This window comes from Undibacterium sp. Jales W-56, assembly GCF_025548535.1.
Taxonomy (GTDB): Bacteria; Pseudomonadota; Gammaproteobacteria; order Burkholderiales; family Burkholderiaceae_D; genus Undibacterium.
In genome coordinates, this window is record NZ_JAJLQW010000011.1 from 1 (window position 1) to 11,839 (window position 11,839).

At 50.2% G+C, this 11,839-nt stretch carries 10 protein-coding genes and 1 CRISPR repeat array; of the genes, 3 read left to right on the top strand and 7 right to left on the bottom strand.

Going from position 1 to position 11,839, the window contains the following annotated elements:
- Positions 1-1,888: direct repeats of the CRISPR family, unit length 28 nt; unit sequence GTTCACTGCCGCACAGGCAGCTTAGAAA.
- 147 nt (positions 1,889-2,035) lie between these two features.
- Both LPB67_RS18915 and LPB67_RS18920 read right to left on the bottom strand, forming a co-directional pair.
- Positions 2,036-2,857, bottom strand: coding sequence for a class II glutamine amidotransferase (locus LPB67_RS18915; RefSeq protein WP_262838885.1), 822 nt, complete (start codon positions 2,855-2,857; stop codon positions 2,036-2,038).
- A gap of 90 nt (positions 2,858-2,947) precedes the next feature.
- Complete coding sequence (locus tag LPB67_RS18920; protein WP_262838888.1) at positions 2,948-4,531, bottom strand: ABC transporter substrate-binding protein; 1,584 nt, start codon at positions 4,529-4,531, stop codon at positions 2,948-2,950.
- Positions 4,532-4,955: 424 nt separating this feature from the next.
- Between LPB67_RS18920 and LPB67_RS18925 the strand changes: the two genes are divergently transcribed.
- Positions 4,956-5,312 carry a hypothetical protein gene (locus LPB67_RS18925; protein WP_262838889.1) on the top strand — a complete coding sequence of 119 codons (357 nt, stop codon included), beginning with the start codon at positions 4,956-4,958 and terminating at the stop codon, positions 5,310-5,312.
- Positions 5,313-5,427: 115 nt separating this feature from the next.
- Here the strand turns inward: LPB67_RS18925 and LPB67_RS18930 are convergent, their stop codons facing one another.
- The 3 genes from LPB67_RS18930 to gloB all read right to left on the bottom strand — a co-directional run bounded on the left by LPB67_RS18930 (position 5,428) and on the right by gloB (position 8,198).
- Entirely contained in the window at positions 5,428-6,003 is a 576-nt protein-coding gene (locus LPB67_RS18930) for an elongation factor P (protein ID WP_262838891.1), read from the bottom strand.
- A 160-nt stretch (positions 6,004-6,163) separates the two neighbouring features.
- The gene (earP, locus tag LPB67_RS18935) at positions 6,164-7,324 is read right to left on the bottom strand and encodes an elongation factor P maturation arginine rhamnosyltransferase EarP (RefSeq protein ID WP_262838892.1); all 1,161 of its coding nucleotides are present in this window, start codon (positions 7,322-7,324) and stop codon (positions 6,164-6,166) included.
- 97 nt (positions 7,325-7,421) lie between these two features.
- On the bottom strand, positions 7,422-8,198 hold the full coding sequence (gene gloB / locus LPB67_RS18940) for a hydroxyacylglutathione hydrolase (RefSeq protein WP_262838893.1): 777 nt from the start codon (positions 8,196-8,198) through the stop codon (positions 7,422-7,424).
- A gap of 81 nt (positions 8,199-8,279) precedes the next feature.
- Between gloB and LPB67_RS18945 the strand changes: the two genes are divergently transcribed.
- Positions 8,280-9,071, top strand: coding sequence for a class I SAM-dependent methyltransferase (locus LPB67_RS18945; protein WP_262838894.1), 792 nt, complete (start codon positions 8,280-8,282; stop codon positions 9,069-9,071).
- Positions 9,064-9,498 (top strand): ribonuclease HI, encoded by a 435-nt coding sequence (gene rnhA, locus LPB67_RS18950; RefSeq protein WP_262838895.1) that lies wholly within the window; start codon positions 9,064-9,066, stop codon positions 9,496-9,498. Before LPB67_RS18945 ends, rnhA begins: the two co-directional genes overlap by 8 nt.
- Positions 9,499-9,649: 151 nt before the next feature.
- On the opposite strand, the gene tal is transcribed toward rnhA, so the two are convergent.
- Together tal and selD are read right to left on the bottom strand one after the other, a co-directional pair.
- The gene (tal, locus tag LPB67_RS18955; protein WP_316685309.1) at positions 9,650-10,585 is read right to left on the bottom strand and encodes a transaldolase; all 936 of its coding nucleotides are present in this window, start codon (positions 10,583-10,585) and stop codon (positions 9,650-9,652) included.
- 106 nt (positions 10,586-10,691) lie between these two features.
- Positions 10,692-11,747, bottom strand: coding sequence for a selenide, water dikinase SelD (selD, locus tag LPB67_RS18960; protein WP_262838897.1), 1,056 nt, complete (start codon positions 11,745-11,747; stop codon positions 10,692-10,694).
- Between the last annotated feature and the right edge of the window lie 92 nt (positions 11,748-11,839).

The following is an 11,839-nucleotide window of genomic DNA, read 5'->3' on the forward strand; positions in this document are numbered from 1 at the left end:
GTTCACTGCCGCACAGGCAGCTTAGAAATAGGTGTGAAGCGCTCATCTCGGCTATGATAAGTTCACTGCCGCACAGGCAGCTTAGAAATGTCGCAAATAGCGTGATGGGCAAAACAAAGCGTTCACTGCCGCACAGGCAGCTTAGAAAAGAGGGGCGCGGACCCGATTTTGAAATGGTGAGTTCACTGCCGCACAGGCAGCTTAGAAAGTAAATGGCACAACAGTCAAGTATGGCGAGACGTTCACTGCCGCACAGGCAGCTTAGAAACTGGCGCGTATGGTCAAGTACAGCGCTGCGATGTTCACTGCCGCACAGGCAGCTTAGAAACTGCGCATGCTGGGACGGTTCGCGACTTATCAGTTCACTGCCGCACAGGCAGCTTAGAAAAATAAATTCAGCCGAAACTACAGCCACTGTTCGTTCACTGCCGCACAGGCAGCTTAGAAATAACTCTGCAAGAAATTCACATGCATCAATAAGTTCACTGCCGCACAGGCAGCTTAGAAAAATACAGAGGATTAATCCAGACCTGCGAGCCGGTTCACTGCCGCACAGGCAGCTTAGAAACTGCCGAAGGCTTAGCCGATCAGCGGGGCAATGTTCACTGCCGCACAGGCAGCTTAGAAAAGAAACCACGTCAACAAGTCCGCTCCAAGGTCGTTCACTGCCGCACAGGCAGCTTAGAAAACGATAGAGCTTTACTTGCCAGGTTAGCGTTAGTTCACTGCCGCACAGGCAGCTTAGAAATTGCCCATCAAATCGCCAGATGTTGGTATCGCGTTCACTGCCGCACAGGCAGCTTAGAAATGGCAGACCATTGCGCGGGTTGTGAATATCGAGTTCACTGCCGCACAGGCAGCTTAGAAATACCTTTACATCTATTGGCTTGCGGCTTCCATGTTCACTGCCGCACAGGCAGCTTAGAAATCAGTCGTGTGGTGAATGCGCAGACTGATGCGGTTCACTGCCGCACAGGCAGCTTAGAAATAGGGCGCTTTACTATAATTCTGGAAACCCATGTTCACTGCCGCACAGGCAGCTTAGAAAACAAAGGTAAGCTGGAAGTTTTGCGCGGAAAAGTTCACTGCCGCACAGGCAGCTTAGAAAGATACCAAGTACATTGAAACCGCTTGATTAGGGTTCACTGCCGCACAGGCAGCTTAGAAATAAATAAAATTATTTAGCGCAACCTTTACTTAGTTCACTGCCGCACAGGCAGCTTAGAAAATATCCGGCTCTGGATAATCGGGGGTTCCGGCGTTCACTGCCGCACAGGCAGCTTAGAAATACGAATGATCCTGTGGTGGCCGTGAGATAAGGTTCACTGCCGCACAGGCAGCTTAGAAATTACGGATCACACTGTACGGTCGCCAGAAGAAGTTCACTGCCGCACAGGCAGCTTAGAAATCTGCGATTCGCAGCAACGGTAACGTGCGGATGTTCACTGCCGCACAGGCAGCTTAGAAACATCATTTTTCAAGCGATAAAGTTTCTTCAAAGTTCACTGCCGCACAGGCAGCTTAGAAATTGGATATTTGCCTTACGCCCCAATAATCCTCGTTCACTGCCGCACAGGCAGCTTAGAAATTGCCGTGGGTTTGTCGCTTCCAATGCTTTGTGTTCACTGCCGCACAGGCAGCTTAGAAAATTTATTAATCGTAGAAGCACCAGATTCTGGAGTTCACTGCCGCACAGGCAGCTTAGAAATATTGATGCGACTACGTGCGCTATTTGTCGCGGTTCACTGCCGCACAGGCAGCTTAGAAATTCTACGGTAAATTCATGGAAAACACCTTACGGTTCACTGCCGCACAGGCAGCTTAGAAAGTAGAATCAGACGTATTAAGAAAATGACGGGGGTTCACTGCCGCACAGACAGCTTCATTACAATCAGGGCCTCGCGTCCTCGGTTGATATAAATTTCAACACACCCTCAATTAGTTCTGGTGATCCTATATTACATCCGCACTGTTCATCAGGCTCGCAGCTTGTTTTTGGCTTGAGAAGCGCATGAATGCTACGTGTTTGAAATTTCTAAACCAGCTCTGCCATGACTTCATGTGCCGGAATCAAGGCATCCTTCATCGGATGTCCCGCCAAAAACATTTTCAATTCGCCAGGATGAAACGCCGACCATGCTTCATCTGAGGTCAGGGGCTTGGTGGCAATGACAGCGATTTTGTCGTCCGGTTGATTGAATTGACTGAAATCGATGCTCTTGTCGCAGTCGATCAGGGCGGCGGTCGAAAATGGGTATTCGCGCACCACATAATGCAGGTTGGTCGAGCAATGGGCAAATAGCGCATCGCCGTTTGACAGCATGAAATTGAAGACCCCGTGCGATGCGATTTCCCGGGTGATGTCTGTGATTGCATCGAACAGAATATCCGGCGCCGGCACCTCATTGGCGCTGGCATCGGGAAAGCGCATACGCAAGCCTTCCATCAAATAACAGAAGGCCAATTCACTATCGGTTTCACCAACCGGATGGTAGAGGCCTTGTAATTTGGGGTGGAAGTTTTTCAGGTCGCCGTTGTGGGCGAAGATCCAATAGCGTCCCCATAGCTCGCGCATGAAGGGATGATTGTTTTCCAGAATGATAGTGCCTTGCGTCGCTTTGCGTATATGCGCAATGACATTGCAGGATTTGATGGGATTGCGCTTGATCATTTCCGCCAGAGGGGATGTAATCGAAGACAAGTGATCCGTGAATAAACGGCAACCGGAGCCATGATAAAAGGCAATGCCCCAGCCATCCTTATGCTCATCGGTAAGTCCGCCGCGTGCCGAAAATCCTTCGAACGAGAAGGTGATCTCGGCGGGGTTATTGCAATTCATCCCAAGTAACTGACACATCGCCTGCTATCCTGACTCTAAAAACAAGGTACTACGCCTAAAATACTCTTGCTTTGGAGTAAGGTGTAAATTATTTACACTTAATTTCAATTATTCGGGTCTGAAGTCTTGTGCGAAGGTGAATTCGTCGGTTCTGGCGGTATATTTGAGGTCTTTTCGCAACGCCCACGTCGCATATTGGTGATGCAAGGGAACCACCGCATAGTCGCGCAGCGCCAGGCCCATGGCTTTTTTTGCGAAGTCGCGACGCTTGGCATCGTCGACCGAGGCCAGCGAATTGCGTACCAGGTCGTCTAAAGCGGGATTGCTGTATTTCCCCCAGTTCCAGCTGCCCCAGCCTGTCTCTGGATTGACCGTTCCGGCAACGGTGCGCAGAGCGAAGTCGCCTGCCAGCGTGCCCCAGCCGAGTAAGGACATGCTGAACTCGCTTTTGGCGGCCTTCGGTAAATACACCGTCATCGGTAAGGTTTCAACCTTGGTTTGAATCCCGATTTTGCTTAGGAACTGGGCCACGGTCTGTACCACTTGCTCATCGTTGATATAGCGATTATTCGGTCCATGCAGCGTCAAGGCAAAACCATTCGGGTAGCCCGCATCAGCGAGCAGTTTTTTAGCGCCTTCAGGATCGTAGGCTTCGATCTTCAGGCTGTCGTCATAACCGAGTATGCCGGGTGCCACGATATTCGATGCCGGCACGGCCAGACCTTCTAAGATGCGGTCACTCAATGCCTGGCGATTGATGGCTTTGGAGATGGCTTTGCGTACCCGGATGTCAAGAAAAGGATTGTTCGGCAAGGGTTTGCCGGCTTTATCGATGATATAGGGCGATACATGCGCCTGCTGGTCAAGATGCCAGAAAATCGTCCGCCATGAAATTTTTTGTTCCAGCTTGACCTTGGAATTGGTTTTCAGTTTTGGCAGGTCAGCCGGAGGCACGCCGTCGATCGCATCGACATCCCCGGCCAGCAGAGCGGCAATGCGCGGCGCACCGCTGGTCAATATGCGGAAAGTCACCTTATTCCAGGCAGGTTTGTCACCCCAGTACTGGTCATTGCGGATCAACTCTATACTCTCGCCGCGTTTGGCTTTAGAGAATTTAAAAGGGCCCGTGCCTACCATGGCTTTGCCGCTATTGAAGTCGTCGGTGCTGGCGTGCTGCGCTATTTTTTTCGATACGATGAAAATCGAATTCACATCCAGCGGCAGAGGGCCGTAAGGTGTCGCCGTTTTTAAGCGGAGGGTATAAGCATCGACCGCTTGCTTTGCAACGATTTGCTTGGTATAGCTGGTGTAGGGCCCCGGACTATTGAGCAAGGTAGCAGGCCGGTCCAGCGAGAAAATGACGTCAGCTGAGGTCAGCTCCGAGCCGTCATGGAATTTAACGCCGCGCCGCAATTTGAATTCCCAGGTCAAGGGATCAATGGCTTTCCATGAAGTGGCCAGCCCGGGTACCAGGTTGCCGTTGGCATCGACATTGACCAGGGCATCGAACACATGGAAGGCGAAAGAATTATTCGGGCCGCTATTGATGTAATGCGGATCGAATGAGGTCACATCGGCTGCCAGACCGATACGCAGGTCAGCAGCTGCGCTGCCAGTCGACCAGGCTGAGCTGAGGATGAACAGGCTGGCAGTGCTCAGGGCGATGAATTGTTTGCGCGTCAACAAACGCATGGCGTTGCTCCGTCTCTTAAAGATGCTTGAGCGCAGTATGATAGCTTTTGCCATCATGGCGCGTGCAAAAACGATGATAGTAGGTCCTGCCTGGCATAAAGTAAAAGAATCAATGCGTCTGCTTATATGCTGTCAGGGTATAAGACAGAATCAGGGCTGGAAAAAGCTAGCCATCAATGCGTTTTTAAATTATGTTAATGTGACAAGCTTACCGATGATCATAGTCGGCCCTGATCTAATTGACTGCGGAGATCTTATGTCTGTTTTTGTAAAGTCTGAATTTCAACGCCCCCTGCAACGTTTTCCCCAATGTTCTCAACAACGTCCTCTTCGGCGTCAAATTCCTATGCTGGCCTTGACGGTAATGTTGGCGTCTGGCCTAGCTGTAAGTGCATGTGCTGCAAAACCACCGGAGAAAACTGCCATGAGCGACCAAGGGCCACAAGTGATTTCCCTGGCTTACCGTCAGCCAGTGACTTTGAAGGAAGCTGCGCTCAAAGTCGAAGTGACCGACATCACGGATAGCCGTTGCCCGGTCAATGCGCGCTGCGTCTGGGCAGGGCAGGCAACTGCCAGCCTGAAGGTGAGCATGACTGGCAAAGCGGAAGAGAAGCTGGTGATCGGTACGCCAGCACCGCCGACGATGAATTTGCCCGGTGAGGCGGTATACGGCGCTTATCGTTTTTCCTTGATCGGCGTGAGTCCAGCCAAGGGCAGTCCCGATGCAATTGCGCCGGAGGCGTACAAATTCGAAGTCAAGATCGTCAAATCCGGCGGCTAGCCGGAGAGTTGGACTACCTCTGGCGACAGAGACCGTTGCGCATTTGCAGAATCGATGGGCGAAAAAAAGCTGCCGGCCTGATTCACAGGAGCGGCAGCTTTTTGTACTACGGGTATCAGTTACGTACGACGCGTTTGTATTCGTTGGTACGTGTGTCGATTTCAATCACATCGTCCTGGCTCACGAATAATGGCACTTGCACTGTGTGGCAATGCGCTTCGATGGCGTTTTCGATCTTCGCTTCTTTCAATACATTACCTGATGTATTGCCTTTAACTGCCGGTTCAGAGTAGATAACCTGACGCGCGATCGTGGTCGGCAATTCAACGGAAATCGCTTTGCCATCATAAAAAATCGCTTCGCATTCCATGCCATCTTTCAGGTAATGCAGCGCATCGCCCAGGTTCTCTTCTTCGATTTCGTACTGTTCGTAGTCAGCATCCATAAACACAAACAAAGGATCAGCGAAGTAAGAATAAGTCACAGGTTTTTTGTCGAGAACAACAACGTCGAATTTGTCATCGCCGCGGAATACGTTTTCTTGCGGGCTGTTGGTCAGCAGATTCTTCATCTTCCACTTGTAGGTGAAGCCCGTGCGGCTGGAGCCATTGACATCAGAACGCAAAACGATCATAGGCTTGCTATCGACCATAATAATGTTGCCAACACGAATTTCTTTTGCAGGTTTCATAGTGAATATACGTAAAAAGGTGGTTGCATAAAAATCATCTGTCACCTACTGGCTACCATGAGTAGTGAGCCTTGCAAGCCTACGTCCGATTGAATGAGATAATCGTATTTAAAATACGTCAAAAATTAACCGCGTATTTTACCTCATTTTTCAGGGGTACTTACCGAAGTGCGCCGGCAAACTTCAGTAAATTGCTGCTTAAATCCCCGTTTGCGAGTAATTCGGCTTGCCAAGCTGCCGATCGATCGGTGATTTTTTGCCTATCTGTTAGCAATGATGCCCATATCGCAAACCAATCGACCGCATGCTCAGTCGCGCCGTTCCAGGCTAAAGAAAAACTAAGCACGCTTGCAAGCTCTGATGCATAGCGCTGCAAAAACGCTTTCAATTTGACGTGATGTAAGTTCTCGTCTTGTGGGTAGATATGCCAGATGAATGGCCGGCCTGCCCATTGAGCGCGGACGAAGGAATCTTCACCCCGCACAAAATTAAGATCGCATGCCCACAATAGTTTGTCGTAGTCAGGCTGAGGCATAAAAGGAAGCACGCGAACGGTCAATGCAGCGCGAGTCGCGGTCGCACCGGCGATGGCTTCCCGTCCAAGAAATGTTTCAACTGCATGGCTTGCCACGCCTTCCGGCACCAGGCAGGTGATCGCTGTGCCGCTACTTTTCCATATCTCAAATACATCCGAAACCGGCGCTTGCGGGTAACAAAACAAAGATACTTTGAGCGATGCCATTTCGGATGCGGTCACACCTAGTTGCATAAGAAAATCGGTGATGGCAGCACGATCTGATTGAAATGCCTGACGCTGCTGTTCCAGTCGAGTTTCAAGTAGCAAGCCGCCGGTTTTATTGGTGAAGCCCGGAAAGAAAAAATGCTTCGTCAGAGACAGTCGCGGATGAGGCGATGGCAAGGTATGACAGCCCTCTACCCATTCCTCAGCAGTCAGGCCTTCGAGGTTCAACCAGACTGGGCGCGGGGTGCGCGCGGCCATTGCGCCGATATAAGCCGGTGGAATATCGCAGGCGAAGAACTCAATCACGATGTCTGCAATCTCATCGACCGCAAACTGAGCATCCTGGTCGCGCCAGTGTCGGACCGTGACATGGGCAATCTTTTGCGTATCGCAGTCGATCGCGATTTCTGGGCAAATCCGTTGAAAACTGAGTAAGTCATCTACCCATAAAGTCACGGCGATACCGTGTTCTTGCTCGAGTTGTTTGGCTAAACGCCAGCAAATCCCGATATCCCCATAGTTATCGACGACTTTGCAAAATAATGCCAGCGATGTTGTTTGAGTTTTTTGTAAATGCATTTTAAGGCGTTCAAATTCGATGATCCAAGACGCGAAGCTGGCTGGATGAAAAATGTAATAGCAGGTAAAGCCATTGCGTTAACCAGTTCAAACCGTCTTAACGATAATTGTTTTTCCATTCGCGCAAGGCGCCAAAGTTACTGGCATCGTCTTGATTGGTAGAGATTTTTCCAGCGTCGATCAGACGCTTGATCACCGCCGGCTCTCTGACGCGTAAAAAGGGATTGGTGAGTTTTTCCAATCCGATCTGACTTGGTACCGTGGGAATGCTTTGATCGCGTTTTGCTTGCTCTGCACTGATGCGCCTCAACAAGGCCTCATTGTCCGGCTCGACTTCGCGGGCGAAGCGTAAATTCGACATCGTATATTCATGGGCGCAATACACGGCAGTATCCTCAGGCAAGGTCGCCAACTGGTCCAGCGAATGCAGCATCTGCGCAGGCGTACCTTCAAATAAGCGTCCGCAGCCACCGGCAAATAGCGTGTCCCCGCAAAATAACCAATGCTGTTCTGGAGCGAAATACGCAATATGACCGGAGGTATGGCCTGGCACAGCCAGTACATTCAAGGATAATCCTAGATCTGGTAAAGTAAATTCCTGATGCTGACGTACGGGGTGTGTCACTGCGGCAATACCATCATTGTCTGGGCCATATACAGGCACTTGGTCGCGTTGCAATAATGCCGGGACACCGCCGATATGGTCGTTATGATGATGCGTGAGTAAAATGGCCGACAGGCGTAATTGATGCTGATCTAATGCCGATATGATGGCATTGGCATCACCCGGATCAACCGCGACTGCATTGCTTCCATCGTGTATGAGCCACAGATAATTGTCGTCAAATGCGGGTACAGTCAATATACTGAGCACAGTTTTTTTATCTCCCTGCTGTTGCGCGGAAAATCCATTTGGCACGCAATCTGGACTAATTGGACTAATCATAGAGTTGAGATGAATACAGAGAAAAGTCCCATTATAGACCTCGGCGCATGGTTGGATCAGCCAGCGGGTAGCTATATTCTCGAATGGGAACAGGCACTGCTAGACAGGCTCACCGTCGATATTTTCGGCTTTAACGCGGTGCAGATTGGTTTGCCGCAGATTGACGCACTGAGAGCGAATCGTATGCCAAATAAATGGCGCACGAATAATACCTTGCTGGTACCGACTGACAAGGTGTCTGAGGGATCTGATGCAGCTAAAATTCCGCCGATTGTGCTGTGCCACGATTTTTGCGAGTTGCCGTTTGATTCGCATAGTATTGATCTCGTGGTGCTGCCGCATATATTGGAATTTGCCGGAGAACCGCATCAGATTTTGCGCGAAGTAGAGCGGATCTTAATTCCGGAAGGCAGGGTGATTATTTGCGGATTTAATCGCGCGAGCTTATGGGGCGCACGGCAGGCAGCAGGGCGTCTCGCCAAGAATTATTTTTTACCGAAAGAAGGCGATTTCATCAGCGTGCCAAGGATGAAGGATTGGCTCAAGCTACTGAATATGGAAGTGAATCACACGGATTTTGGTTGCTATGCATTACCGTTTAGCACTGAAAAATGGTTAAAACGTAGTAGCCTGATGGAAGCTGCCGGATCACGCTGGTGGCCCTATTTGGGGGCGACTTACACCATACAAGCAATTAAACGAATTAAAGGAATGCATTTGATTGGTCCGGCCTTGAAGCATAAACGTGCATCGCGCGGGAATGCCGTGCCAGTGGCCAACCGCAATAAGAACCATGGATAAGATCGAGATTTTTACAGACGGCGCCTGCAAAGGCAATCCCGGCGTGGGTGGTTGGGGCGCATTATTGATTGCGGGCGACAATAAAAAAGAACTGTTTGGCGGTGAAAAAGATACCACCAATAACCGCATGGAATTAATGGCGGTGATTCAGGCTTTATCGGTACTCAAGCGCCCTTGCCATATTATTTTGCATTCCGATAGCCAGTATGTTTTAAAAGGAATTACGGAATGGATACAGGGCTGGAAAGCGAAGGGCTGGAAGACTGCGTCCAAAGCACCGGTCAAGAATGTGGATTTATGGCAGCAGCTTGATCAGGCCCAATCGACCCATCGGATCGAATGGAAGTGGGTGAAAGGACATGCCGGACATCCGGGGAATGAGCGCGCCGATCAATTGGCTAATCGTGGCGTAGAGTCGGTATTGTAAAAAGCGACATGCCCGGAATGTCGATTGCTTATGCGGATAAATTCTTTTACTTGGGTTCTCGATAGATTGGACGGATAAGAAATTTCCTGCAAAATAAAGAAGGGACTTAATCGTCCCTTTCTATTTTGTATTTAATCCACGCCAGGCTTGCCTACCCCAAACCAGCAATCAGTTGTTCCAGCTTCACCGTATCCGCACAGAACAAACGTATGCCTTCGGATAATTTTTCAGTTGCCATGGCATCTTCATTCAACTGGAGGCGGAAGGATTTTTCGTCCAGGCTGATTTTTTGCATATCCGATGCCAGGGCCGCTTGTTTATTGAGTTTGGCGGAGATGGCGCTGGTGGTGTCTGCGAGTTTCTGTAACAGGTCAGGGCTGATTGTGAGCAAATCACAGCCTGCTAATTCAAGAATTTGAGATGTGTTGCGGAAGCTGGCACCCATGATCTCGGTGTTGTAGCCAAACTTGCGATAGTAGGTATAAATCTTTTTAACTGACAAGACGCCCGGATCGTCCGCGCCGAAAATCTCTTGCCCGGTTTGCTTTTTATACCAATCATAGATGCGGCCGACAAACGGCGAGATCAGTTGCGCGCCGGCTTCTGCGCAGGCAACGGCTTGCGGCAGGCAGAACAGCAAAGTCATATTGCAGCGGATGCCTTCTTTTTCGAGGATTTCGGCGGCACGGATACCTTCCCATGTCGACGCAATTTTGATCAGAATGCGCTCGCGTGCAATGCCTGCGGCTTCATATAGGGCGATTAGCTTGCGGCCCTTGGCGACCGTCGCTGCGGTGTCGAAGGATAAGCGCGCATCTGTTTCTGTCGATACACGGCCCGGGACGATATTCAAAATTTCTAAACCAAATGCAACCAGTAAATGATCGATGATGTCATCCATTGATTTGCCCGCATGGGCGGCAATGACCTTCTCCAGCAGCGGGCGATATTCTGTTTTTTGCACTGCCTTCAGAATCAACGAAGGATTGGTGGTGGCATCTTGAGGCGCATAGGCTTTCATTGCCTGGAAATCGCCAGTGTCGGCAACGACAGTCGTGTATTTTTTGAGTTGTTCTAATTGATTCATGATGTACTTGAATTGAGTAAATGGTGAGTCAGTAAAATTGAATGAAGTAAATTTGAATAATCCGGATGAACAGTGTATTCCGACTCATGGTAAAGACGAAATAAGCTTATACATCAACATGTACCACTGGTGAGCCGGCGATGATTTCCCCAATCACGGCAGCTTCCAAGAAATCTCCCGTCCGAAATAAGGCCAATACCGCCGAGACATCTTCGGCAGCGCAGGCGACGAGCAGGCCGCCCGATGTTTGCGGGTCACTGAGCAAGGCTTGCTGAGTCGCTGTGATGTGCTGATCGAGTACCACGTCCGCCCCGTATGCCGCCCAGTTTCTTCCGGATGCGCCGGTGATATAGCCCGCCTCCGCGAGTTGCATTACATCGGGAAGCAAAGGAATATCGGACATCATTAATTTTGCTGCGACGCCAGCGCCCCTGCATACTTCGAGTAGATGACCAAGCAGGCCAAAACCTGTGACATCGGTCAGCGCATGTACACCTTCCATGTTCGATAAGGCGATTCCCGGGCGGTTGAGTTTGGTCGTATTGCTGATCATGCTGGCGTAACCGGCATCGTCCAAGGCTTGTTTTTTCAGCGCGGCAGATAAAATGCCGACTCCCAAGGGTTTGCCGAGTATCAGTTTATCGCCGACTTTGGCGCCCGCGTTGCGCTTTACTTTGGATGGATGTACCAATCCAAGCACTACTAAGCCGTAAATGGGTTCAACGGAATCTATGGTGTGTCCGCCGGCGATGGGTATGCCTGCTTCGGCGCAAATCGACTCGCCGCCTTGAATAACCTTGCCAATGACGTCGATCGGTAATTGGTTCACAGGCATGCCGACCAAAGCTAGCGCCATGATAGGCGTGCCGCCCATGGCATACACATCTGAAATCGCATTAGTGGCGGCGATGCGGCCAAAATCAAACGGATCATCAACAATAGGCATAAAAAAATCCGTCGTTGCGATCAGAGCCTGTTCTTCATTGAGTTTATATACGGCGGCATCATCAGCTGTTTCTATCCCGACCATCAAGGCGGCAGGAACCGGGAAGCCCGTCGATTTTTTTAAAATCTCCGACAAAACGCCAGGCGCTATTTTGCAGCCGCAGCCACCGCCGTGAGAAAAAGAGGTTAGTCGAACAGGTGTTGCATTAGAAGTCATTTTAAGGCCAGGCAAGGGAAATCAATTGGTAGGTGGGGAAGTCCGCCACATGATTTGCTAAGTGTAAACGAGATAGCTAGCCCGTGTACAAG